Below are 25,818 nucleotides of genomic sequence, written 5' to 3' on the forward strand. Positions count from 1 at the left end.
AGGGCAAGCAATTAGCAGTCAAAAGTACTGTTTCATGAATGAATTTACGTTAAAAAGTATTTTTTTTAGCCGCCTATTGCCCGAGGTTTTTATATTTGCTTCCTTATCAACAAAAATCATGACATTTTTATCCAAGAGAATCAATAACTTATCAGAATCACAAACCATTAAAATGGCCAAGCTGGGAAGAGAGTTATCGGCAAAGGGGATTGACGTAATCAATCTAAGCTTTGGCGAACCAGACTTTTTCACTCCAGATTCGGTTAAAGAGGCAGCAAAGCAGGCTATCGACGACAATTATTCCTACTATACGCCAGTATCAGGATATCCTGAACTGCGTAAAGCAATTGCTGCGAAGCTGAAGCGCGAGAATGATTTGGATTACAGTTTTGACCAGATTGTGGTATCCACAGGAGCTAAACAATCTCTTGCAAATGCAATCATGTGTTTGGTTGATCCGGGAGACGAAGTAATCGTTCCTACGCCATACTGGGTTTCTTATTCTGAAATGATCAAACTTGCTGAAGGTACATGTGTATTTATTAACGCAACAGTAGAACAGAATTTCAAGATCACTGCAGAACAACTGGAAGCAGCAATTACGCCGAAAACCAAATTGTTTATGTTTTCTTCGCCTTGTAATCCTACAGGGTCGGTATATACTAAGGAAGAGCTTGCTTCGCTTGCTGCAGTTTTTGAAAAATATCCAAACATCTACATTATCGCTGACGAGATTTATGAACACATCAATTTCGTAGGTGCACATGCTTCCATCGCCTCATTCGATGCGATTAAAGATCGTGTAGTGCTAATCAACGGCTTCTCTAAATCTTATGCTATGACCGGATGGAGAGTAGGTTACATGGCGGCTAATAAAGAAATCGCTAATGCCTGCGACAAAATGCAGGGACAAATTACCTCAGGTACTTCTTCGATCGCACAACGTGCTGCCCTTGCAGCTTATGAGGGTGGCTTAGAAACTGTTGAAGCGATGAGGGATGAATTTAAAAAACGCAGAGATATTGTTTATGACCTGCTAAAGGCAATTCCAGACATTAAAGTAAATCTTCCGGATGGTGCCTTTTATTTCTTCCCTGAAGTTAAAGCCTACTTTAACAGAAGTTTCAATGGAACGCCGATCAAGAATGCTGAAGAACTATGCCTATACATCCTTAACGAAGCACATGTTTCTGTAGTTACCGGCGAAGCGTTTGGTAACGAAGATTGTATCCGCATTTCTTACGCTGCTGCTGAAGAGAAATTGAGAGATGCTGTGTCAAGAATTCAAACGGCATTGAGTAACTTAAAATAAATTGTTAAACATAAAAAAACCATCCGGAGATGTTCGGATGGTTTTTTTATGTTTAAATAAGTTTGTGTTATGACCTGATCGCTTCAACAGGGTCCATTCTGGATGCTGAAAATGCCGGCCAGAATCCGGAAATTGCCCCGATGATCACTGAGATACTGATACCTAAAATAATGTTATTGGCATCGAGTACAATCTTAACGTCCATGACATAAGTAAAGACGAGGGTAATACCATATACCAGGAGCAGCCCCAGGATCCCTCCCAAAACACATAAGGCAATAGCTTCGAACATAAATTGCAGCAAAATAAAATAGTTTTTCGCGCCCAGAGATTTTTGTATCCCAATAATATTTGTGCGCTCCTTAACAGATACAAACATGATGTTGGCAATACCAAAACCACCTACAAGGATCGAAAACCCACCGATCACCCATCCGGCGATATTCACCATCTTAAACATCAGATCCAACTGATTAGAGATCATCGTCGTTTTATTCATAGAGAAATCGTCCTCTTGTCCAGGCCTGATGCGATGAATAGAACGCATCGCACCGCGCAACTCACTCTCCACTTCTGCCAGATCAATGTTCTCTTTACCCCTAACAGTAATTTGTGGCCCATAGCGTTCGTTCTGCACATCAAATAAACCTTTAGCAAAATTCAATGGAATGACCATATTATTGTCTTGAGACATGCCCAGCATGCTCTCCCCTTCTTTCTTGAAAACTCCGATCACTGTCAGTCGTCTGCCCATCACCTTCACCTGTTTGCCTACAGCCGGCTCGCCACTAAACAATCCATTTGCCACTTCCCAGCCAAGAATGACCACTGGTGTAGACGATTTGCTTTCATTCTCCGTAAAATATCTTCCTTCTTCAAATTCTAGTGTCCATGTTTTATTGAAATCGTGAGAAACAGCTTTCAGACCAACACCATCTACCGAGTTACTTCTGTATTTGATTGTCCTGTTACTGGCGTCAGCTTCATAGGAAATCCCGTCAACATGATCCAAACGGTCTTTCAGCAACTGATAATCGCGTAAAGTTGGCTCCGGACGGTTTACATATTTCCACCAAGGGAAATCGTTAAATACCCATGGCCATTTCTGTACAAATAGCGTATTAGATCCCAGCTTATCTACACTTTCCTGTAATTTATTACGGAGTGTATCGACGGCAGAAAATACCGAGATGATGGTGAAAATCCCTATGGTGATACCAAGCAGGGATAGCATGGTCCTGAGTTTGTTCTGGCGCAAGGCATCAGTGGCAAATCTGAAACTTTCGGCGATGAGTCTTAATATGATCATAATTGAAGTTTAGACCAAAAATAGGCGAAAAGGTTACAGCAATTTACAGCTAATCGTAAAATAATTTACTGCGATGCAGAAGCCCTTCAATCTCTGTTAAAAGCCATTTTTTAAAACACTGAGTGGCAGATAAAACAAATATCTTTAAATGCGTATTATATTTTGTAAATTTGCGCCCTTAATTATTATCAAAAAATATGAAGTTATCTCAATTTAAGTTTAATTTACCAGAGTCATTGGTTGCCAATACCCCTTCAGAACAAAGAGACGAAGCCCGTTTAATGGTTTTACATAAGGATAGCGGTAAAATTGAACACAAAATATTTAAGGATGTCTTGGGTTATTTTGATGATAAGGATGTAATGATCCTGAACAACACTAAGGTTTTTCCTGCCCGTTTATATGGAAACAAAGAAAAAACTGGTGCTACCATTGAAGTATTTTTGCTACGTGAGCTGAACAAAGAACTCAGACTTTGGGATGTGTTGGTAGATCCGGCCCGTAAAATACGTGTAGGAAATAAACTATATTTTGGTGATGACGATCTGCTTGTAGCAGAGGTTGTAGATAACACAACATCCCGTGGAAGAACTATTCGTTTCCTTTTTGACGGAACCGATGAAGAATTCAGAAAGAATATTGAAATTCTTGGTGAAACACCACTTCCTAAATACATCAAGCGTAAGGCAACTGCCCAGGATAAAGAACGTTACCAGACTATTTTTGCTAAGCATGAAGGAGCTGTAGCAGCGCCTACCGCAGGTTTGCACTTTAGTCGCGAGCTAATGAAACGTCTGGAATTAAAAGGTGTTAACTTCGCTGAAGTTACCCTGCATGTAGGTTTAGGTACTTTCCGTTCTGTTGAAGTGGAAGATCTTACCAAACACAAAATGGATTCAGAACAGTTCATCATCAATCAAAAAGATGCAGATATTGTAAATAAAGCGTTAGAAGATAAAAGAAAAATCTGTGCCGTTGGTACAACTTCTATGCGTGCTATCGAATCAGCTGTTTCTTCAGGTAAAACATTGAAAGCGGCAAATGATTGGACGAGCAAGTTTATCTTCCCTCCATATGATTTCAGCATCGCAAATTCAATGATCACCAATTTCCACACGCCAGAGTCTACATTATTGATGATGGTTAGTGCTTTTGGTGGTTATGACTATGTAAGACATGCCTATGAAGTAGCACTTAAAGAAAAATATCGTTTCTACAGTTATGGAGATGCCATGCTAATTATCTAATTTTAGCAACGGATATATCAAAATAGGAGATTTTGACCCCAGGGTTAGGTCTCCTATTTTTTTTGAATTGAAATCGATGAAAAATTACGCAATTATCGTTGCTGGCGGAAAAGGAAGCAGAATGAACAGTGCCATTCCTAAACAATTTATGGTTTTAGAAGGGAAGCCTGTGATGATGCATACCATCGAAACATTCTATAAATCGGCTGCACAACCCGAAATAATTGTCGTTTTAAATATACACCTCCACCATACCTGGGATGAGCTCTGTACCAAATATGGATTTGAAATTCCACACACACTGGTTAAAGGGGGAGCAGAAAGATTTCATTCTGTTAAAAACGGACTGAAGCTAATTAAAGGTAAAGCATGCGTTGCAATCCATGATGCCGTGCGGCCACTAGTGAGCAAAAGTCTCATAGAGCAGTCTTTTGAAGCCGCGGCAGAGAAAGGTAATGCAGTAACCGGTGTGACACCAACGGATTCGGTAAGACAATTGGATGGTAAGGGCAAAACAAGGTCTTTACAGCGCGCTGAACTGATGCTGATTCAAACACCACAAACCTTTAACATTGAATTATTAAGAAAAGCTTATCAGGAACCGTTCAGAAATGAATTTACAGATGATGCTTCTGTAGTTGAATTTGCCGGTTATGATATCCATATCATCCCGGGTGAACGGGAGAACATCAAGATTACGCAGGGCGCGGATTTGGAACTTGCGGCATTGTATTTAAAAAAAAAGGCTTCTGAATAAATCAGAAGCCTTTTTTATATTAGGCGGCCCTATTGATGAGCTTCAGGATAATTGCGATAACTGCAATAACCAACAAGATGTGGATCAGACCACCAACGTCACCAAAACCGTGAAAAACGAATCCGATAATCCATAGTATTACCAATACCACAGCAACTAAATAAAGTAGATTTCCCATAATTGTAAATGTTTAGTTTAAATGTTTTTTATTTTAGGAAAGTAAAGACACTCTCCTGACATTTCATAAACAATCATCGTTCCAAAAAAAAGCCCTGCTGTGCAGGGCCTCTAATATTTTGGATTAATATTCGTCTTCGTTAAAGAAGAAATCATCTTTAGTCGGGTAATCCGGCCAGATTTCTTCGATAGTTTCGTAAGGTTCACCGTCATCTTCTAATGCCTGCAGGTTTTCGATAACCTCTACAGGAGCACCAGATCTAATGCCGTAATCAATCAATTCGTCTTTTGTTGCAGGCCATGGAGCGTCTTCCAAATGCGATGCGAGTTCTAATGTCCAATACATATCTTTTACTAATTAGTTATTCAAATTTTATTCCCGCAAAAGTATATTAAAAAAGTTGATGAAAACAAACTTTTTTTTCCACCATTTTACAAGCGCGGAATCCAGATGTTTTCTGCTGTTCCAGCATCAAGATTTAGTTTCCTTGCCAAAACAAATAAATAATCGCTTAAACGGTTCAGGTAGATCGTCATATTTTCGTCAACAAAACTTTCTGAAGCCAAATGGACTGTTAAGCGTTCTGCTCTTCTGCATACACAACGGGCAAGGTGACAGTAAGAAACCACCGTATTTCCCCCTGGAAGCACAAAGTGTTTGAGTGCAGGCAATACCTCATTCATAGCATCCATCTCCTCCTCAAGGAGCGTGATGTCTGTAGCAACGAGGTCTGGAATTTTCATCTTCGATTTTTCGGGATCCGCGGCAAGCGAGGCACCTACAGTAAACAACCGGTCCTGAATCTCTTTAAGAACTTGTTGGTGATGGCTGTCTATGTCCTGACACATGATCAGTCCGATGTAAGAATTAAGCTCGTCTACGGTTCCATAGGCTTCAATACGCAAATGATATTTGGGAACACGTGTGCCGCCGATCAGTGAAGTTTGTCCCTGATCGCCAGTTTTGGTATATATTTTCATTTATCCAATCTTTTCAAAATCGTCCCCGCTTTCCGCAAGCTTAGTCAAACGTGGGGAAACGGTCTTGATATCGGTATTCTTGTAGTCATTTTCGATCAGTCCGTCACGCATACGTACAATTCGGTGTGCGTGTTGTGCGATATCCTCCTCGTGCGTAACCAGGATGATCGTATTCCCTTTACTGTGGATCTCTTCCAGCAAGCCCATAATCTCAATGGAAGTCTTCGTATCAAGGTTTCCGGTAGGCTCATCGGCAAGAATAATGGATGGATTATTGATCAATGCCCGGGCAACGGCTACGCGCTGGCGCTGTCCACCGGAAAGCTCGTTAGGCTTATGTGTTACACGATTTCCAAGTCCGACATTCTCGAGTGCTGCTGTAGCTCTTTTATCACGCTCGGCTTTATTGGCGCCTGCATAAATTAATGGTAAGGCCACATTATCCAGAGAGGTAGAGCGTGGCAGCAAGTTGAAAGTCTGGAATACAAAACCAATTTCTTTATTCCTCACCTCAGCAAGGTCGTTATCGGACATCTGACTCACATTGGTGCCATTCAGGATATAATCTCCTTTACTTGGCGTATCCAGGCAACCTAAAATATTCATAAGCGTAGACTTACCCGATCCGGAAGGTCCCATTAAAGCAACAAATTCACCTTTGTATATATCAAGCGATACGGATTTTAGTGCATGTATGGTTTCTGAACCAATTACATATTTACGGCCGATCTCTTTAATGTTGATTAATGCTTTTTCCATGGGAACTCTGCTCTATTTTTTGTTTTAGACATAGTATATGGGGCGAATGTTACACCCCGTTCTATTTTTCTATGATCTTTGGCACCATGAAGAAACTTTCGGTGTGTAACGCTGCATTTTGAAGTGCCACAGACACCTTAAGATCCTGTCTAACTTCATCTGCACGCCAAACATTTACCTCTGCATTCATGTACACCAGCGGCTCAACGGCTGAAGTATCAAGCTCATTCAGTTTTTCCATGAACGTCAGGATCTTACTCATCTCATCAATCAGTCCATCTACCTCTGTCTCCTTGATCTCTATTCTGGCCAGATCTGCAACCTTATGAATTGTTTCGGCGTTTATTCTCATTTGGTAATCATTTTACTTGCTATCAGACGGAATACTTCATCTTTGAGTGCATCTGCACCCTCAGCATCCATATCCGCTGTAAAGATAGGCTTATGTACGTATATATCACAAACTCCCGGCCTGCTTCCATATTTCCCGCCGTCGTCCCACATATATTTCCAGGCATCGGTGATCGATACCGGCACTATCGGAACGTTTTTGTCAATTGCCAGTCTGAAAGGACCGTTTTTGAAAGGTAACAATGTTGGCGGATAATTTCCGGAGTCAATACGACCCTCAGGAAAAATAATGAGACTCATACCAGCCTCCAGGTTATCTCCCGCACGCTTGAAGGCGCGAAAAGCAGACATCTTGCTTTCCCTGTTTACAGGGATATCAATGGTCTGGAAAAAAATCTTGAGTACCGGATTCTTGAGTAATTCCTCCTTGCCCATGAAATGGAACCTTCCCTTTCCAAGAAGACACATAATCATGATATCCAGATTTGAACAATGGTTGGCACAATAGATATACGTTTGATCCTTATTAAGCGGTGTCTCGAAAGTATACCTGAAAAGTACCGGTGTAAAAATACACACCAACCTGCTGTTCAGCTGTCTGCATTTATTTAATATTCCATACGTTGAAGCCGATCGGGCGAAAAAATAATAGAACGGGTAAAATAAAAAGAAGAAAAAAAGTATGACAAACAGCGCATATATCCTGTGGAGGTGTCTTAAGAGTTTGATCATTTGATCAAAAATATAAAAAATACGCACACAAACGTAGAGCGGCATAAATAATCGGCCATTAATACCTGTCCAACAGCACGATGCTTAAAAAGTAAATTATAATCGGATCAAATACGTGTTTTTTCTTAATTTCGGCCTCATGAAAGAAACAGTAGTTAGCGGTATTCGCCCAACTGGGAAATTACACCTCGGCAATTATTTTGGTGCGGTAACCAATTTTGTAAAAATGCAACATGAATACAATTGTTATTTTTTCATTGCAGATCTGCACTCTTTAACTACACACCCTACACCGCAGGATCTTCACGGCCACGTTAAAAATGTGCTGGTAGAATACCTGGCATGCGGTCTTGATCCTGAAGCAACAACTATATATATACAGTCAGACGTTCCTGAAGTAACAGAATTATATCTGTATCTAAACATGAATGCCTATATGGGTGAACTGGAAAGAAGTACTTCTTTTAAAGATAAAGTTAGATCACAACCCGATAATGTGAATGCTGGACTATTAACTTATCCTTCATTGATGGCAGCGGATATCCTCATTCACAAGGCAACAAAAGTTCCTGTAGGAAAAGATCAGGAACAACATCTTGAAATGACCCGTACCTTCGGTAACCGTTTCAATAGGTTATATAATAATGAGTATTTCCCGGAACCTTTTGCGTTTAACTATGCGGCAAACCTGGTAAAGGTACCCGGACTGGATGGTAAAGGCAAAATGGGTAAGTCTGAAGGCGATGCAAATTGCATTTACCTGGCCGACAGCCCGGAAATTATCCGCAAGAAAGTAGCGAAAGCGGTTACGGATGGCGGACCAACACAAGACAATCAGGAGAAGCCGGAATCTGTTCAGAATTTATTTGAACTGATGAAGATCGTATCTACGCCAGACACCGTAACGCACTTTGACGATCTGTATAATAAACAGGCTATACGCTATGGCGATTTCAAAAAACAGCTTGCGGAAGATATGATTATTTTCAACAGCCCGATTCGCGAACGTATTGAAGAGATTTCTAAAGATAGTGTCTACCTTCGCCAGGTTGCAAGACATGGTGCAATGAAAGCGCGTGATAGTGCCCATAAAACAATCAAAGAGGTGCGTGAAATTATAGGTTTTAAACCCTTTTAATTAGATACATTTCATTTAACCCAAATTTATTACCTTACAGCTCAATTACATATATTATATGCATATCGCAATAGTTGGAAACATCGGCGCAGGAAAAACTACTCTCACAGGTTTACTCGCCAAAAATTATGGTTGGGAAGCGCTTTATGAAGCTGTAGATAACAACCCTTATCTGGAAGATTTTTACAGCGATATGAAACGCTGGAGCTTCAACCTGCAAATATATTTCCTCAATAGCCGTTTCCAACAGATCGTAGATATTCAAAACTTTAATAGAAACGTAATTCAGGATAGAACCATCTATGAAGATGCACATATCTTTGCAGAAAACCTGCATGAAATGGGTCTTATGACGACCCGTGATTATCAGAATTATCTTGCTATATTTGAAAATATCACGTCATTTATTAAACCACCTGATCTTTTGGTCTATCTGCGTGCCTCTGTCCCAACATTAGTAAACAATATCCAGCGGAGAGGAAGAGAATATGAAGCCAGTATCCGTATCGATTATTTATCTAAACTGAACGAGAAATATGAGGCATGGATTAAGAATTATAATTTAGGCAAACTACTTATTTTGGACAAAGACAGATTGGACTTTACAAGTAACCCTGACGACCTGGGTGCGGTTATTCAATCTATCGAAGCAGAAATTCACGGTTTATTTTAATGAAAGTCCTAGGTGTAATCCCCGCCCGTTACGCTTCTACCAGATTTCCTGGCAAGCCCTTGATTCAGATCGATGGCAAAAGCATGATAGAAAGGGTTTATCTGCAAGCAAAGAAATCAAACCGTCTGGACGATGTGGTAGTGGCTACAGACGACCAGCGTATCGCCGACGAAGTGATTCGGTTTGGCGGACAGGTACAGTTTACAGCTACAGATCACCAAAGTGGAACTGACCGCTGCGCGGAAGTCGCCAACCTCTATCCGGAATACGATATTATTATTAATATTCAGGGCGACGAACCTTACATCGCTCCTGAACAAATTGACCTGCTGGTTTCGTGTTTTGACCTACCAGATACGCAACTGGCAACGCTGATAAAGGAAATTCATACGCAGGAAGAGCTTTTTAATACCAATATCCCTAAGGTTATAATCAATGCTTCGGGAGAAGCACGTTACTTCAGCAGGCAAACTATTCCTTTCATCAGAGGTAAAGCTGAGGATCAATGGCTTTCAACTCACCAATTCTACAAACATATAGGTATTTATGGGTACCACGCACTTACACTTCAGGCGGTAACAAAGCTCAAGCCTTCAACGCTGGAGCTTGCAGAAAGCCTGGAACAATTGCGCTGGCTCGAAAATGGTTTTAGTATCCAGACAAGAATAACTACCATCGAAACCATCGCCATAGATAATCCCGAAGATTTGCAAAAAATCAGCTCGCTAAAAGATTAATTTGCTATCTTAGAAATACCTGCGCTATGCCTATGAAAAGATTTTCTATATATATTGCACTGCCAATACTATTTATTATAGCCTGCAATTCGAATAAAAAGGAGACCGTTGCACCCCCTGTTTCAGACAGCCGTACCATTACAAAGGCTTTTAGTGATCTTAACAAATTGGATACCTTTAAGGTATCGCTGAACGGAAAGGATGCTAACGACATGGTGCTTAATCTACGGATCATTGCCTTTACCGGTAAAGAAATCTATGCTCTTGATATCAAAGGCACAGAACTGATCAACAATTATAAAGAATCTGTTTCATTTAAGAATGATGATCAGAAAGTGCAGTTTCTGAAAGAAGAGCTTAATTTGTTTTTCGATGACGAAAATTTCCTGGAGCCTGCTGTAACTGCAGACGAACAGCCAGATCAACATGTGCCCGATAAAGCATTTTACGCTGAGCTAAAGCAAACGGGATTAAATGGATTTAATTACCGCCTTGGTAAAGAAACTAAAGTTTACATCGCCTGGTCGGCAAAAGACCAAATCGTAAAGCGTTATTATCAGTGCTGCCAGCCTTAAAATAAACTTATTGTCCTGAATATCGTTATCTTTAGCTAACCAAGTATAATGATATGAAAGCTAATTTTAAAATAAGCACGGGATTACTTTACGTAATGATTCTATGTTCCTCGTATTCCCTACCCTCCTGTTCGAAATCTACAGAGCCCGGATCTGAGCCAACACAGCCAGTCGCACCCGTTGTTCCCCTTGATAAAGCCTGGTCATTTGAAAGTACCGCCGCCTGGTCGGATGAATTTGATTATACCGGCTTACCGCTTAGTACAAAATGGGGCTATGATATTGGTGGAAGTGGCTGGGGTAACAATGAGAAGCAGTTTTATACAGACAACAACAATGCCCGTGTTGCCAATGGTATGCTGACTATCACAGCAAAAAAAGAAGATTATGTAGGCATGAAATATAGTTCCGCAAGGATGGTAACCAAAAATAAGCTGGATGCTTTATATGGAAGGTTTGAAATCAGAGCTAAACTACCCTCGGGAAAGGGCACATGGCCCGCTATCTGGATGCTACCCACAGATTACAGTTATGGCGACTGGCCTAAGTCTGGTGAAATTGATATTATGGAGCATGTAGGCTATGATCAGAATAATGTTCACTTCAGCACACATACTGAAGCCTATTATTTCAAGATCAACACCCAGAAAACAAGTACAAAAATAATCCCTACTGCCAGCACGGAATTTCACACCTACCGGGTAGACTGGACACCTTATGCAATCAGAGGGTACTACGACGATGTCAACGTGTTTGAATTTATTAACGAACAGACTGGTTATAAGGCATGGCCATTTGACAAAAGATTTCATCTACTATTGAACGTTGCTGTTGGCGGAGATTGGGGTGGCGCCCAAGGGATAGATGACACTATTTTCCCACAAAGTATGGTGGTAGATTATGTGAGATATTTTAAAATGATCGATAAATAAACAACCAATTATTACATGTAATTACTTAGTGTGTAAGTAAAACATTACAAAGGATTTATATTGGTTAACCAATCCATGTTTAATGGCAGTAAAATCAATAGGCAATAACCAAATAATATTTGGCTATCTCAAATTAAAATAATTGGAAATCAGCGACTTAAAAAATATTTTAACATTTTTTTAACAGTTAAAATTAAAATGTCAAATAAATTATATTAGATTTACCTTAGTGTTCAGAGAGAGACATTATAAGCTCCACCGAACATCCGAACTGCATATTCTAACCAAATATAATTTCAAAAAGTGCCTGATGTGAATCAGGCATTTTTTTTCCTTTTTTTCCAAATTGAGCCAGTCGCTTTGGTTTTATTTGCTAACTTTGTATCCCGTACAAAAACAATTAAAAGTCGTCTGCAAGGATGCTTTTAAATCACAAACTCACAAACATGACTAAGTATATTTTTGTTACGGGCGGTGTTACTTCCTCTTTGGGTAAGGGCATCATCTCCGCTTCATTGGCCAAACTTTTACAAGCAAGAGGTTACCGTGTAACCATCCAGAAATTCGATCCCTATATCAATATTGATCCCGGAACTTTAAATCCTTACGAACACGGCGAATGCTTTGTAACTGAAGATGGTGCAGAAACAGATCTTGACTTAGGCCATTACGAACGTTTTCTCAACACCCCCACTTCCCAGGCAAATAACATCACCACCGGAAGAATTTATCAAAATGTAATCAATAAAGAACGTCTTGGCGAATATCTTGGAAAAACTGTACAGGTTGTTCCACATATCACTGATGAGATTAAACGTAACATGCGGATCTTAGGTGAAAGCGGACAATTTGATATCGTAATCACAGAACTTGGTGGTACGGTTGGAGATATTGAATCGCTACCCTTTATAGAGGCTGTAAGACAATTTAAATGGGAGGTTGGCCCAAACAATGCATTAGTAATCCACCTTACGCTGATCCCTTACCTCGCGGCTGCAGGGGAATTAAAAACAAAACCTACACAACACTCAGTCAAAGCTTTGCTGGAATACGGTATACAGCCGGATATTCTTGTTTGTCGGACCGAACGCCCTATTAATGCAGATATACGTAAAAAAATAGCGCTATTCTGCAACGTAAACGTAAATGCCGTAATTGAATCAATTGACGCGTCTACGATCTACGACGTTCCGTTATTAATGATGAAGGAACAGTTGGATAAAACGGTATTGACCAAACTTAAACTTGCCCATAAAGCAGAACCAGATATGGAAAGCTGGAAAGACTTTCTTGGCAGACTAAAGAATCCAACAGCTGAAGTTAAAATAGGTCTGATCGGTAAATATGTAGAGCTTCCCGATGCGTACAAATCAATTATAGAATCTTTCGTACATGCAGGTGCTAAAAATGAGTGTAAAGTAAAGGTAGAATACATCCACTCTGAGGGCCTTTACCCTGACAACGCTCAGGAAAAACTAGGACACCTTCACGGCGTACTTGTTGCTCCAGGATTTGGAAGCAGGGGTATCGAAGGGAAAATTGACGCCATTAAATATGTAAGGGAAAATGAAGTTCCTTTCTTTGGAATTTGTTTAGGTATGCAATGTGCCGTAATTGAATTTGGCCGTAATGTGATCGGTCTTGATCAGGCAAACACAACTGAGATTGACGAAAACACACCATATCCTGTGATTAACATGATGGAGGAGCAAAAAAGCATCACGTCTAAAGGTGGTACCATGCGTTTAGGTGCTTATCCATGTGATGTTAAAAAAGGTACCAAAGCATTTGCCGCTTATGGTAAGCCCCACATCACCGAGCGTCATAGACACCGCTATGAATTTAATAGTGCCTACCTAAAAGACTATGAAAACGCGGGGATGATTGCTTCGGGGATTAATCCGGATAGCAAACTGGTAGAAATTATTGAGTTAAAAAACCATCCATTTTTCGTTGGTGGACAATTTCACCCGGAATTAAAATCAACAGTTGCTAATCCTCACCCACTTTTTGTTAAATTTGTCGCCGCTGCGATGGAGTATGCAAAGAGAAAAAACAAATAATACGCGTTTAAATAACAATAATGGATAGAAATACGTTTACAGGATTATTCCTGATCATGATCGTTTTAGCAGGATCTTTCTACTTTTTTAAGCCTAGCGAAGCTGAACTGAAAAAAGAAAGCGAAAGAATTGCCGCGGATTCCCTTAAAAAGACCGGCACTAAAACATCAGCAGCTGCACCAGCAGCAACACCAACTACAGTAGTACTAGACTCTGCTGCTTTAAAAGGTCCCTTCGGCGCCAATATCAGTGGAACAGAAAAAACTACTGTTCTGGAAAATGATAAATTAAAGTTAACCCTGACTAATAAAGGTGGTAAGATCTTATCTGTTGAAGTAAAAAATGAGAAGACTTTCCAGGGAGCACCACTTATCTTATTTGATGGAAACCAAAATAAATTTGGATTGAAGTTAAACCTGAATGGCAAAGCGATCAATACCAACGACCTGTACTTTACCGCACAGCCATCAGGTACTGGAATCAGCATGCGTGCAAACTATGCCGCAGATAAATTTATTGAATTTTTCTACGACCTGAAGCCGAACAGCAACGATCTGACCTTCAATATTAATTTGAATGGTCTTAATCAAATTGTTCAAGGAAATGCAATTACCCTTAACTGGGAGACGATCCTGCTTCAACAAGAAAAATCATTGAAAAATGAGCAACGCTATTCAGCACCTTATTATAAATATGTTGGCGAAACGCCAGATCATTTAAATGTTGCAAAAGATGTTAAGGAAGACCTGACTAAAGGAAAGATCGAATGGATCGCCTTTAAACAACACTTCTTCTCTGGTGTGCTTTTGCCCAAGGACGGTTTCGACAAAGGAGATCTGGAAGTTAAAGTAAGTACAACTCCCGGACAGGTTAAATGGTATGGTGCAAATCTTCAGCTCCCTTTTAACCAACTGGCAAGTCAAAGCTATGCCATGACCTTCTATTTTGGAAACAATAAATTCTCCGAACTTCAGAAGCAAGGACATGAAATCGAGAAAATTGTAGAAATGGGCTATTGGCCACTTAAATACATTAACCGCTTTGTAGTGCTTCCTGTGTTTAATTTCCTGGAAGGATTTGGATGGGGTTACGGCTTAATTATCCTGGTACTTACTGTGTTATTGAAATTAGCGTTGTCTCCATTGACTTACAAATCGTATATCTCTATGGCTAAGATGAGAATTCTTAAGCCTGAAATGGATGAAATTAAAGCTAAAGTTGGCGAAGACAACCCTACCCTGTTGCAACAGGAATATCTTAAGCTTTATAAAAAGGTTGGTGTAAACCCACTCGGTGGCTGTTTGCCGATGGTGTTACAATTACCTATCGTTATGGCCTTTTTCTTCTTCTTTCCTAATCTTTTTGAATTAAGAGGACAAAGCTTCCTTTGGATGCATGATTTATCTACTTACGATGAATTTATTAAATTCGGATTCACTTTACCGTTCATTGGAGATCACTTGAGCTTGATGTGTATCCTCATGACCATCTCTACCCTGATCTTTACTTATTTCAACAATCAGGTATCGGGAGCAACGGGTCAGATGAAATACATTGGCTATGTTATGCCATTCATCTTCCTGGGTGTTCTGAATGATTACCCTTCAGGTCTGAATTACTATTATTTCCTGGCAAACATGCTTACATTCAGTCAGCAATTCCTGATCAAAAGAATGGTAAATGATGAAAAGATTCATGCTATCCTCAAAGAAAACAAAGAGAAACCAAAAGACGAGAAAAAGAAGTCAAAGTTTCAAGCGAGGTTAGACGATTACATGCGTCAGCAACAGCAGACTAAAACGCAAGAAAAGAAAAATAAATAATATAAAAAGCACTCTCAGGAGTGCTTTTTTTTTGATCTGCTCTTTCCATTCCGCATCTTCGCAAAACACAAATATATGCTATGAACATACTGAAACTCATGTTGCCACTGGCACTGGGCATAACCGCATTACATGCCAGTGCGCAAGACACAAATTCCGCTCCTTTTCCTAAATTTATGTTTTCTCCTGCAGCAGAATTTTTAAGGTCGACACACAGTAATTTTTTTAATGGGCCTTCCATCAAGGTCAACTATCAGGGTGCATCCAGGTTCAGGCCAGGAATTGGTATAGAGTATTCAACAACAGACATTCACCATGATAACGGTTATGTACTCTATAAAGTCAAGATTTTACCTGTATATGCGAATCTCAAATACGAGTTTAATCCACAAAGCAAACTGTCTGCCTATACAGAAGCATCTGCAGGTATTTCCTTTGTAAAATATCAGGAAGCAGCAGACGAGACCCCGCAACTGACCCATCAGGTAAAGGAAAGTGGTCTTTACCTGTACGGCGGGTTTGGTCTGAGGTATCGTGCCGCGAAAAGACTCTGGCCATTTATTGGAGCGGGATTTAAAGGATTTCATAATTCCGCCAACGATCTGGATGTAAATCCCCATGGCATTTCTTTTCAAGCCGGCATAAGCTTCTAATTTTTGTAATATTTGACGTACAAACACCAATTTGTCTGAAAAATTTACAATTTTTAAGGAATCAATATCAATAATACCTAACTACCCAAATAACCATGCAAAAAACCTTCACGATTCTTTTTTTGTGCCTGGCTACAACAGCTTTTGCACAGAAAAAGCCCCTGGATCATTCTGTTTACGATACATGGGAAAACATTGCAAGCAAACAACTTTCTAATAACGGCCTGTGGGCAGCTTACAGCATTGCACAGCAGGAAGGCGACAGCAAGTTAACATTGAATAGCTTTCCTGGAAATACCAAAATTACGGTAGCCCGGGCCGGTATGCTTAAATTTACCGCCGACTCAAAGTACGCTGCTTTCCTGATCAAGCCAATATACGCAGAGACACGTCTGGCCAAAATCAAAAAGAAAAAAGCCGACGAAATGACCAAGGATTCACTCGGTTTTGTAAACCTGACAACTTCTGCCGTCACCAAAGTACCCCGTGTCAAATCGTTCAAAATCCCTGAAGAAGGCGCTGCACTTTTGGCTTATCAGCTCGATAAACCCGCAGACACAGCAAAGAAAGCAAGACCCGCAACTACTCCCGCTGAGAAAAAGGGTGATGATGAAGATTTCTTCGCAGATGACGAACCTGCAGGATCTGCTGCTAAACAAGAAGGAACAGACCTGATTTTAAAGAACCTGCTTACCGGAACGGAGCGTACATTTAAATATGTAAATGATTATGCTTTTAGCAAAAATGGAAAACAACTGGTAATCTCCTGCACAGGATCCAAAAAGGATAAAACTGCACCTGTTGGTGTGTTTCTATTAAATACTGAGAAAGGGACGTTGAAAACATTGGTTAAAACTAAGGGAAATTACAAAAGCTTCATCTTTGACGATGAAAGTGAACACCTCGCGTTCCTTGGTGAGACTAGTCCGGAGAAACAGGAAATTAAAGATTACGATATCTACTTCAATTCACTTACACTTGATACCGCACAGGTATTGGTAGAAAATGATATTGATGGTATGCCAGCAAAATTCGCAGTAAGCGGAGACGGACGACTGAATTTTAGTAAAGATGGAAACAGACTGTTTTTTGGAATCGCACCGATTAAAAAAGCAAAAGATACGACGCTGGTCGACTTTGAACATGCTAAACTAGACATCTGGGGCTATAAAGATGATTACCTGCAGCCAATGCAACTAAAAAATGCAGACCGCGAATCTAAAAAAAGCTACATGACTACAATTGACATCTATAGCAGCGATCCGAAAATTGTTCCCCTAACAGATGTTAAACTTCCTGATGCCTCGTTGGTGAATGAAGGTGACGCTAAGTTTGTGCTGGCGTCAACAGACTATGGAAATAGAATCCAATCGCAATGGACAGGATCTTCTGTGCGTGACTATTATTTGGTTGATGTAAAAACAGGTGTAAGGAAAAAAATCCTGGAAGGATTTAGCGGAAATGCGATGGCATCACCGCTTGGAAACTACGTATTATATTTCGATAAGAAAACATCGAACTGGTATACCTATAACACTATAACAGGAAAGGTAACTCACCTAAATGCAGGTCTTTCTGTTAAATTTGCTGACGAAGATAACGATGTGCCTGACGATCCTTCTTCTTATGGCATTGCGGGCTGGACTGAAGAAGATAAATCCGTACTGATCTACGACAAATATGATATCTGGTCCTTCTCACCAGATGGCAAATCACAACCTAAAAACATTACTAATAACTTCGGACGCCAGAATTCAATTACTTTCCGCTATCAGAAACTAGATCCTGAAGCGCGATTTATCAGCAAAAAAGAAAATGCCTGGTTAGATGCTTTCAAAAATATCACCAAAGAAAACGGTTTCTACCGCAAGAAAATGGGTGATGATAAAAGTCCGGAGCTAGTCGTAATGGCGCCTTTTAAATATTCTGACCTTGTTAAAGCCAAAGATGCTGACAGGTTGCTATACGACAAAGCCAGCTATGTAAACTCACCAAACGTCTATACTTCCCTTGATTTAAAAACAGAAACCAAATTAACTAACACCAATCCTCAACAAGCAAACTACAACTGGGGAACGGCAGAACTTGTTAAATGGACTACACCGAGAGGATTTAAATCAGAAGGGATTTTATACAAACCAGAGAACTTTGATCCAGCAAAAAAATACCCAATGCTGGTTTATTTCTACGAAAAACTTTCAGATGGTTTATACAGCTACCAGGCACCTGCTCCTACACCTTCAAGGTTGGCAATTTCATTCTTTGTAAGTAACGGTTATTTGGTATTTGCACCAGACATTAGCTATGAAACAGGCTATCCTGGTAAATCAGCCATGGAATACATTAATTCTGGTGTGGAGTCCTTAAAGAAAAACAGCTGGGTTGACGGGACCAAAATTGGTATCCAGGGACAAAGCTGGGGTGGTTATCAGGTAGCATATCTCATCACGCAAACAAATATGTATGCTGCAGCATGGGCGGGTGCACCGGTAGCAAATATGACTTCTGCTTATGGCGGTATTCGTTGGGAAAGTGGTATGAACAGACAATTCCAGTACGAGAAAACACAGAGCCGCATTGGCGCAACCCTTTGGGAAAAACCAGAACTTTATATTGAGAATTCTCCACTGTTCTTTCTTCCAAAAGTAAATACCCCTGTAGCCATTATGTCTAACGACGCTGATGGTGCCGTACCTTTTTATCAAGGTATCGAGATGTTTACCGGTTTGAAAAGATTAGGAAAACCTGCGTGGTTGTTGAATTATAACAACGAAGCACATAATCTTGTACAGCGCCAAAACAGAAAGGATATCTCTATCCGTGAGCAGCAGTTCTTCGACTACTATTTAAAAGGTGCAAAAGCACCGGCCTGGATGGTATCAGGAATTCCAGCCACAGAAAAAGGTAAAAATTGGGCTTTTGAATTAACTGACGAAAAGCCGTAATAGACATCAATATTTTACAAATCGCCATTGTGAACCCCGGTTTATAATGGCGATTTTTTTTTAGCTTAGTTTTATGGATACCGCAGAAATAATAGCGCGCTACGATTCTTTCGCCGACAAACAAATTAGAGATAGATTTATAAAACCGCGGAATATCGCGGATCGGCTAAGTAAGCTCCCTGCAGAATTTGAATCCGGGATCCTTGGACTAAGCGAAGAAGGATTGCCCATACCTATCGTAAAGATTGGTAAAGGACCAGTTAAGATCATGTTATGGAGTCAGATGCATGGCGATGAACCTACCGGTACGATGGCCTTGATGGATCTGATCAATTTTTTAGCGGGAAATTCTAGGTTAAAGGACGTATTACGCTCTGAGTGTACCATTTATTTGGTTCCGATGGTGAATCCCGACGGTGCCGTCAGATTTACGCGTAGAAATGCACAGCAAATTGATATCAACAGGGATTATATTCAAACGTCAAGTAAAGAAGCCACACTACTCAAAAATATTCGCCGGGAAATCAAACCCGATTTCGGGTTCAATCTGCACGATCAGGATACACTCTGGAGCGTTGGGCAAACTGGGAATCCAGCAAGCTTATCATTCCTTGCCCCTGCTTTTGATGCCGCATGTAGTAATAACCCGAATCGCGAACAGGCCATGCTGGTAATCGCTGACATCTTTGAAACCTTGCATCCTCTACTTCCTAACCAAATTGGGTTGTTTGATGAAAGTTATGAGCCCAGAGCTTTTGGTGATAACTTTCAGGCTGAGGGTACTGCCACAATACTAATTGAAGCGGGTGGCTTAGTAAACGATCCTGAAAAACAAAATCTCAGAAAGTACTTTTTCCTGTCCATTCTCCGCGGACTTGAATCTATTGCCACCCGGAGCTTTAAAAATCAGCAAATTTCGAACTACAGAAAAATACCACCGAATAGTAAAACCATTTTTCATATCGTCATCCGCCAATTGTTGCTTGGCGGAATTATTACCAGTATTGCGCTTAACTATTTAGAATTCACTGCTCTCGACGGCCTGTCGACGATAAAAAAATACTATATCGCAGATATAGGAGACCTGAGTAGTTGTGCTGCATATGCCACCTATTCCGCAGAGAAATATATCGTCTCGGGATTTATTATCTTTGGAGAACCGGCAAACTTCGATATTTTTCAGGATGAAGACTTTATTTTATCCTTTAGGGGCGGAATATTACAATCAAAACAATAATTTAGATTTTTAATTCATAGGATGGCATTAAGTAGAATCTGGTCAGGCTTTATCCTGATTGCAATTATCGTTGCGAGCATAAAATGTTTCTTTTTCGGGCAGTCTGATATATTCAACTGGATGATCATTGGGAAATCGGGTGATCCGGGTAATCCCTTAAAAGTAGACGGAGTGATCGAAACCTGCTGGACAGCTGTAAATATCTGCTTGAAATTAATTGGTATCATGGCGCTGTTTATGGGATTTATGAATATTGCAGAGCGCGCAGGCGGCATAAGACTCCTATCCAGAATAATCGGGCCTTTTTTCGCTAAGCTCTTTCCTGAAGTTCCAAAGGGCCATCCTGCGACCGGACATATGGTAATGAATTTTTCGGCAAATCTCCTTGGTTTGGACAACGCGGCAACACCATTTGGGATCAAAGCCATGGAAAGCCTCCAGGAACTGAATCCCAATAAAGAGACGGCCTCGAATGCCCAGATTATGTTTCTATGTTTGCATGCCGCAGGTTTAACACTGATTCCAGTGAGCATTATTGCCGTACGCGCCTCTTTAAATTCTGCCAATCCAACGGATATTTTTATCCCCTGCATGATCGCCACATTCGTTGCCACTATGGCGGCAATGCTGATCGTTGCGTTTAAACAGCGTATTAATGTCCTTCAGCCGGTTATATTAGCTTGGGTTTTAAGCATATCTGCTATCATTGCCGCAATGGTGTTATACCTGACTACCTTAAGTACTGCAGGCCTACAATCTTTCTCAGGCATTCTCAGCAATGGCCTGCTATTGCTGATCTTTTTCCTCATCGTTGCCGGTGGTGTCTATAAAAAAATTGATGTTTTTGATGCCTTTATTGAAGGTGCAAAAGGGGGGTTTGAGACTGCGATACGGATAATTCCCTATCTGGTGGGCATGTTGATTGCAATTAGTCTACTAAGAACCAGCGGAACCTTTGATCTGATCATCGGAGGATTGAAGACCGTATGCACCTATATCAATTTGGATTCTAGATTTATTGATGGTATACCAACTGCATTGATAAAACCACTTAGCGGTGGCGGCGCAAGAGGTATGATGATCGATACCATGACGACTCACGGAGCAGATTCTTTTGCTGGTCGGTTAGCCAGTATTTTGCAAGGGTCATCTGACACTACTTTCTATGTGATTGCAGTCTACTTTGGCGCAATAAACGTAAAGAACACCAGATATGCTATCGGCGCAATGTTGTTGGCCGACCTGGTTGGAATTATCACTGCCATCAGCTTGACGTATCTGTTTTTTGGATAACAAAGCTTCCTGAAAATACAAAGCACAATTATTCCATCTGAGACAGATCAAAAAGTATATGTCGGAAAAAATGACCTTATTAAGCCAGCTTGTGAATAGACAGATGATTAATAATTCTGTCCAATACACCCGGTTCAACATTCGTATATTTTGAAGATTTCCAGGTGGAAGAGTTATCTATCCACACACAGAAAGAATGGTAGCCGTCTAAAACTACTGCATAGGTTTCATGAAAATCATCCTGGATGCGCATACAAAAACCTCTCACAGGTTTACCATTCACATCAAATTGCAAGTTGAGATAATTACTTAACATATTTATACCTGGTTAGTTATTCCACAACAAATATACTAGCGGAATGTTTAACAAATCTTAAATACAGGATATGATATTGTTAAGTTGCTTAAACAAACTTTCTCAAACCATAAACAAATTATTTATCCAATGTTCAGCATATTAGAATAGCCTTTTGCAATAAGTCTGTTCTTTGCGGGTAGGAACACTTCACATTGTAAATTGATAATGCTTCTCCCCTTTTTTACGATAGTGGTTTTAGCAATAATCAGATCTCCTTCCTTTGCTGGTGCAAAATAATCAATAACATTATTAACTGTAGTGAAACGGTGCTCCATTCCTAATGTGTAAACCGTTGCTCCAATTAGATCATCAATGATGCCGGCTGTTACGCCGCCATGCAACGTCCCAAGCGGATTGGTCATTTCCTTTCTGATCACATAGCTAAATTCTAGTGTTCCTGGCTCGGCATTTACCACAGTTGGCTGCAACCAGTTCATATAATGGGATGGTGATTGGTTGAATATTTTCCCCTGAAAAGACTGAATTAATCCTAATCTTTGTGTTGCTTTTTCTGACATGTGTATCTGATTTTAAATTGTAAATTTACATTTTAAAATTAAACCCATGGCAGCTCAGCAAATCAGCGCAGTAACAGAATTAGATCGCTCAACTTATAAAACAAAGATCTTTTCAGGTGGACATATGATCTATGCTGACGAGCCGGAAAGTATGGGTGGAACAGACGAAGGGATGAATCCGTATGCCTTGATATTGGCAAGTCTGGGCTCCTGTACTGCGATTACCATTCGTATGTATGCAGACAGGAAAAATATTCAATTAGAAGCTATTCGGGTAGATTTGGTATTTAACGGGGTGTCTGCGGAATATACGCAACCAAGTATTACCAGAAACCTGACTCTAATTGGAGACCTCACGTCGGATGAACGTGTAAAACTGTTAAACATTGCAGATAAATGCCCTATTCATAAGCTATTAGAGCATCCGGTAACTATTATCACAACTGAAGGAAATATAAAAGAACTTATTTAAGTACACTTTTTCCGAAAAAATAGACAGTAAAACTACGCAGCGAATTGCCCGTTTACCAGGCTGATCAATCTTGAAATATCAAAAGGTTTTGATAAAAATCCATTTGGCGACTCCGGAAGTGCTAATAAACCCTGAAGATTATGACTTGCCGAGATCATAATTACGGGTATTGACTTGAAATCAATATCGGATTTAATCGCCTTGCAGATGTCCCTGCCATCGATTCCTCCTAACATCACATCCAGAAGAATTAAATCTGGACGATCGCTAATTATAGAATCTATCGTGTTTCGGCCGTCAAGTAAAGTGGTAACATCATACCCTTCATCCTCCAAGATGATTTTGATCACTTCTAGAATGTCATTGTCATCATCAACCACTAATATTTTTTTTGTATTGGAATCCCTCATTCACTGTTTCTAAGCCAATTACATGCCATTTTATATAATTTGAAATATTAATAGTATTTACTAATTATATTAGTAAATTTATATCTTATTAATTCAGTCTGCTTATTATGATGTATGCTATTGTAGATATTGAAACTACGGGAGGCTATGCTTCTGGAAATGGGATTACCGAAATCTCTATTCAGATCCATGATGGCTTAACAGTAGTAGAAACTTGGGACAGCCTGATCAATCCTGAACAATATATACCTTCTCATATTGAATCACTTACAGGAATTAGTAATGAGCTGGTTGCTGACGCCCCTGTTTTTAACAGTGTATCAGCAGATATTTATGCATTGTTGCACAACAAAGTCTTTGTTGCACATAACGTAAACTTTGATTATTCGTTTATTCGGCACCATCTTGCGCTTTCTGGCTTCACGCTAAACACTAAAAAATTATGTACTGTGAGGCTTAGCCGAAAGTTATTTCCGGGGTATGCCTCCTACAGTTTGGGCAAGCTTTGTGGAAGTCTGCAAATCCCTCTGGAAAATAGACACCGTGCGGGTGGAGATGCAGCTGCTACTGCAATTCTGTTTACAAAACTATTGGAGGCAGATACGGCTGGCATCATCGGACAGTCTTTAGCCAAGGCTTCACGTGAACAAGCGCTTCCACCCAACTTATCTAAGTCGTACATTGATCGTCTGCCATCAAATCCTGGGATTTACTATTTCAAGGACCAAAAAGGTAAAGTTATTTATGTAGGTAAAGCAAAAAATCTAAGAAAAAGAGTATGCTCACATTTCACCGGAAATAATGTAAGTCGGCAAAGACAGGAATTTCTTAAAAACATCCATACTGTGGACTATGAAATTTGCGGTACAGAACTGATGGCATTGATCCATGAAGCGACAGAAATTAAACGATTGTGGCCTGAGAATAACCGTGCGTTAAAAAAGTTTGAACAAAAATATGCCTTATTCCTCTTTGAGGATCAAAAAGGATATTTACGCCTGGGCATCGATAAGTTTAAGAAACAAGGAAATACATTATACACATTTAATAATATTGCAGAAGGGCATAATTTATTACGCATCCTGATTCGTGAAAATCAATTGTGTGAAAAATTGTGTTTTATCCAGCATGGCCGATCAGCCTGTACCCATCATGCCACACAACAATGCAACGGAGCTTGTATAGGCAACGAGCACTCCGACCTCTATAATGCGCGTGTGGAGCAAGCTATCGGTCAATTGAAAGATATGCTCCCATCATTCGCAATTATTGATCAGGGCAGAACTGATGATGAACAAAGCTGCCTGTGGGTTGAAGCTGGCAAATTCTATGGAATGGGATATATATCTGGCTATACCGATCTACAGCACATGGAAGACATAAAATCAACGTTGCAACCCTACCCTTCGAGCGACTATATCCTGAATATTATACTGTCTTACACCGATAAATATCCTGAGAAGAAACGTGATATAAATTTTCAAGCTATTACTCAGTAATTTAGCAGAAATTGCAAAATAGATTTGCGCAATTACAGCATAAATTATATCTTTGCGACTCTCCAAAAGGGAAATGCATCCATAGCTCAGCTGGATAGAGCAACGGTTTTCTAAACCGTAGGTCATAGGTTCGAATCCTATTGGGTGTACAGAGTATTTATATTCTAATTAAAGGCGACATTGCTCCAGATGTCGTCTTTTTTTTTGCCTCAAAATTTTCCTTTTTCTTTTCGAACTCAAATTCTTCACTTCGAATTTTCTGTTTTTTCGTTCAAAATCAGCACCTATTTCTAAATCATTCATAAGGTACCCGTTGTTGGCACTATTAAAAATAGATTTTTACCAGTAGTTTAACGGAAAATATTAATGTTATAATAGTAGACAGTATGCTACAATCAAAAAATATTAACCCAATTAAAAATTTTCAAATCAAATAAATAAAGTTTTTTGTAGCATAAGATACAAATCCATCATAGGAGACGTTTAATGAAATTGATAGACCCTTATCCTAGGCCGGAAATAGAGCTCAACCAAACACTGCTCAGATATCAAAATTCACGTTCATTACAGCGTAATAATACGGATAAATCTTGGAGACTTTTATCAACAGTCTGTTGTACTATTCTCCCTAAGTAAAATAAAGACGATAACGCTTATGAGCAAGCAAATATATTTTGGATTAGCATACAAGCCGTTTTGGGATGGGTAAAGAACTCTTTGTACTTACAAATCCTAAGAAACCTAGAAATGTTATAAAACAAGAAAACCCTGTAGTTTTCACTACAGGGTCTCTTTAAGATTTGGCACCGACCTACTCTCCCACGTGTTACCGCAGTACCATCGGCTCTGGTGGGCTTAACTTCTCTG

The 25,818-nt window shown here is 39.9% G+C and carries 26 protein-coding genes and 1 tRNA gene; 17 read left to right on the forward strand and 10 right to left on the reverse strand.

Features of this window, described 5'->3' with window-relative positions:
- The first annotated feature begins 118 nt into the window (after positions 1–118).
- On the forward strand, positions 119–1,312 hold the full coding sequence (locus tag CLV32_RS17745) for a pyridoxal phosphate-dependent aminotransferase (protein ID WP_208111044.1): 1,194 nt from the start codon (positions 119–121) through the stop codon (positions 1,310–1,312).
- A 67-nt stretch (positions 1,313–1,379) separates the two neighbouring features.
- Here the strand turns inward: CLV32_RS17745 and CLV32_RS17750 are convergent, their stop codons facing one another.
- Complete coding sequence (locus CLV32_RS17750) at positions 1,380–2,621, reverse strand: ABC transporter permease (protein WP_133558005.1); 1,242 nt, start codon at positions 2,619–2,621, stop codon at positions 1,380–1,382.
- A gap of 197 nt (positions 2,622–2,818) precedes the next feature.
- Between CLV32_RS17750 and queA the strand changes: the two genes are divergently transcribed.
- Positions 2,819–3,868: a tRNA preQ1(34) S-adenosylmethionine ribosyltransferase-isomerase QueA gene (queA, locus tag CLV32_RS17755; protein WP_133558007.1), complete on the forward strand. Its 1,050-nt coding sequence runs from the start codon at positions 2,819–2,821 to the stop codon at positions 3,866–3,868.
- A 76-nt stretch (positions 3,869–3,944) separates the two neighbouring features.
- A complete protein-coding gene (locus CLV32_RS17760; protein ID WP_133558009.1) occupies positions 3,945–4,625 on the forward strand; it encodes a 2-C-methyl-D-erythritol 4-phosphate cytidylyltransferase in 681 nt (226 codons plus the stop codon).
- A 19-nt stretch (positions 4,626–4,644) separates the two neighbouring features.
- Here CLV32_RS17760 and CLV32_RS17765 read toward each other — a convergent pair whose 3' ends face one another.
- The 6 genes from CLV32_RS17765 to CLV32_RS17790 all read right to left on the reverse strand — a co-directional run bounded on the left by CLV32_RS17765 (position 4,645) and on the right by CLV32_RS17790 (position 7,625).
- Positions 4,645–4,803, reverse strand: a complete 159-nt coding sequence (locus CLV32_RS17765) for a lmo0937 family membrane protein (RefSeq protein WP_133558011.1) — start codon at positions 4,801–4,803, stop codon at positions 4,645–4,647.
- A 123-nt stretch (positions 4,804–4,926) separates the two neighbouring features.
- Positions 4,927–5,148: a DUF2795 domain-containing protein gene (locus CLV32_RS17770; protein ID WP_008240955.1), complete on the reverse strand. Its 222-nt coding sequence runs from the start codon at positions 5,146–5,148 to the stop codon at positions 4,927–4,929.
- Between the two features lie 86 nt (positions 5,149–5,234).
- Positions 5,235–5,783 carry a cob(I)yrinic acid a,c-diamide adenosyltransferase gene (locus CLV32_RS17775; protein ID WP_133558013.1) on the reverse strand — a complete coding sequence of 183 codons (549 nt, stop codon included), beginning with the start codon at positions 5,781–5,783 and terminating at the stop codon, positions 5,235–5,237.
- Positions 5,784–6,542 (reverse strand): ABC transporter ATP-binding protein, encoded by a 759-nt coding sequence (locus CLV32_RS17780; RefSeq protein WP_133558015.1) that lies wholly within the window; start codon positions 6,540–6,542, stop codon positions 5,784–5,786. It lies immediately after the preceding gene.
- A 61-nt stretch (positions 6,543–6,603) separates the two neighbouring features.
- Positions 6,604–6,894, reverse strand: coding sequence for an Asp-tRNA(Asn)/Glu-tRNA(Gln) amidotransferase subunit GatC (gene gatC / locus CLV32_RS17785; protein ID WP_133558017.1), 291 nt, complete (start codon positions 6,892–6,894; stop codon positions 6,604–6,606).
- Entirely contained in the window at positions 6,891–7,625 is a 735-nt protein-coding gene (locus tag CLV32_RS17790) for a lysophospholipid acyltransferase family protein (RefSeq protein WP_133558019.1), read from the reverse strand. The genes gatC and CLV32_RS17790 overlap by 4 nt, the downstream gene beginning before the upstream one ends.
- Before the next feature lie 139 nt (positions 7,626–7,764).
- On the opposite strand from CLV32_RS17790, the gene trpS reads away from it, so the two are divergent.
- From trpS to CLV32_RS17845, 11 genes are all read left to right on the forward strand, one after another.
- Positions 7,765–8,763, forward strand: coding sequence for a tryptophan--tRNA ligase (gene trpS, locus CLV32_RS17795; protein ID WP_133558021.1), 999 nt, complete (start codon positions 7,765–7,767; stop codon positions 8,761–8,763).
- A 58-nt stretch (positions 8,764–8,821) separates the two neighbouring features.
- Positions 8,822–9,436, forward strand: a complete 615-nt coding sequence (locus CLV32_RS17800; protein ID WP_133558023.1) for a deoxynucleoside kinase — start codon at positions 8,822–8,824, stop codon at positions 9,434–9,436.
- Positions 9,436–10,173 (forward strand): 3-deoxy-manno-octulosonate cytidylyltransferase, encoded by a 738-nt coding sequence (kdsB, locus tag CLV32_RS17805; RefSeq protein ID WP_133558025.1) that lies wholly within the window; start codon positions 9,436–9,438, stop codon positions 10,171–10,173. The genes CLV32_RS17800 and kdsB overlap by 1 nt, the downstream gene beginning before the upstream one ends.
- A 32-nt stretch (positions 10,174–10,205) precedes the next feature.
- On the forward strand, positions 10,206–10,748 hold the full coding sequence (locus CLV32_RS17810; protein WP_133558027.1) for a hypothetical protein: 543 nt from the start codon (positions 10,206–10,208) through the stop codon (positions 10,746–10,748).
- 53 nt (positions 10,749–10,801) lie between these two features.
- Positions 10,802–11,680 carry a glycoside hydrolase family 16 protein gene (locus CLV32_RS17815; protein WP_243732347.1) on the forward strand — a complete coding sequence of 293 codons (879 nt, stop codon included), beginning with the start codon at positions 10,802–10,804 and terminating at the stop codon, positions 11,678–11,680.
- A gap of 446 nt (positions 11,681–12,126) precedes the next feature.
- On the forward strand, positions 12,127–13,743 hold the full coding sequence (locus tag CLV32_RS17820) for a CTP synthase (protein WP_133558029.1): 1,617 nt from the start codon (positions 12,127–12,129) through the stop codon (positions 13,741–13,743).
- 20 nt (positions 13,744–13,763) lie between these two features.
- Positions 13,764–15,566, forward strand: a complete 1,803-nt coding sequence (gene yidC / locus CLV32_RS17825) for a membrane protein insertase YidC (protein ID WP_133558031.1) — start codon at positions 13,764–13,766, stop codon at positions 15,564–15,566.
- Between the two features lie 80 nt (positions 15,567–15,646).
- A complete protein-coding gene (locus CLV32_RS17830; protein ID WP_133558033.1) occupies positions 15,647–16,219 on the forward strand; it encodes a hypothetical protein in 573 nt (190 codons plus the stop codon).
- A 95-nt stretch (positions 16,220–16,314) separates the two neighbouring features.
- Positions 16,315–19,164, forward strand: a complete 2,850-nt coding sequence (locus tag CLV32_RS17835) for an alpha/beta hydrolase family protein (RefSeq protein WP_133558035.1) — start codon at positions 16,315–16,317, stop codon at positions 19,162–19,164.
- Positions 19,165–19,237: 73 nt separating this feature from the next.
- Positions 19,238–20,401, forward strand: a complete 1,164-nt coding sequence (locus CLV32_RS17840; protein ID WP_133558037.1) for a M14 family zinc carboxypeptidase — start codon at positions 19,238–19,240, stop codon at positions 20,399–20,401.
- Positions 20,402–20,422: 21 nt separating this feature from the next.
- Positions 20,423–21,694, forward strand: coding sequence for a nucleoside recognition domain-containing protein (locus CLV32_RS17845; protein WP_133558039.1), 1,272 nt, complete (start codon positions 20,423–20,425; stop codon positions 21,692–21,694).
- Between the two features lie 79 nt (positions 21,695–21,773).
- On the opposite strand, the gene CLV32_RS17850 is transcribed toward CLV32_RS17845, so the two are convergent.
- Both CLV32_RS17850 and CLV32_RS17855 read right to left on the reverse strand, forming a co-directional pair.
- Entirely contained in the window at positions 21,774–22,010 is a 237-nt protein-coding gene (locus tag CLV32_RS17850) for a hypothetical protein (RefSeq protein WP_133558041.1), read from the reverse strand.
- Positions 22,011–22,132: 122 nt separating this feature from the next.
- The gene (locus tag CLV32_RS17855) at positions 22,133–22,570 is read right to left on the reverse strand and encodes a PaaI family thioesterase (protein WP_208111045.1); all 438 of its coding nucleotides are present in this window, start codon (positions 22,568–22,570) and stop codon (positions 22,133–22,135) included.
- Positions 22,571–22,616: 46 nt separating this feature from the next.
- Here CLV32_RS17855 and CLV32_RS17860 point away from each other — a divergent pair, with 46 nt between their 5' ends.
- Positions 22,617–23,042 carry an OsmC family protein gene (locus CLV32_RS17860; protein ID WP_133558042.1) on the forward strand — a complete coding sequence of 142 codons (426 nt, stop codon included), beginning with the start codon at positions 22,617–22,619 and terminating at the stop codon, positions 23,040–23,042.
- A 32-nt stretch (positions 23,043–23,074) separates the two neighbouring features.
- Here the strand turns inward: CLV32_RS17860 and CLV32_RS17865 are convergent, their stop codons facing one another.
- A complete protein-coding gene (locus tag CLV32_RS17865) occupies positions 23,075–23,452 on the reverse strand; it encodes a response regulator (protein ID WP_133558044.1) in 378 nt (125 codons plus the stop codon).
- Between the two features lie 107 nt (positions 23,453–23,559).
- On the opposite strand from CLV32_RS17865, the gene CLV32_RS17870 reads away from it, so the two are divergent.
- Positions 23,560–24,951, forward strand: a complete 1,392-nt coding sequence (locus CLV32_RS17870) for an exonuclease domain-containing protein (RefSeq protein ID WP_133558046.1) — start codon at positions 23,560–23,562, stop codon at positions 24,949–24,951.
- A gap of 75 nt (positions 24,952–25,026) precedes the next feature.
- Positions 25,027–25,100: transfer RNA gene (locus tag CLV32_RS17875), tRNA-Arg, on the forward strand.
- Positions 25,101–25,818: the final 718 nt, after the last annotated feature.

This window comes from Pedobacter duraquae (assembly GCF_004362245.1).
GTDB lineage: Bacteria > Bacteroidota > Bacteroidia > Sphingobacteriales > Sphingobacteriaceae > Pedobacter > Pedobacter duraquae.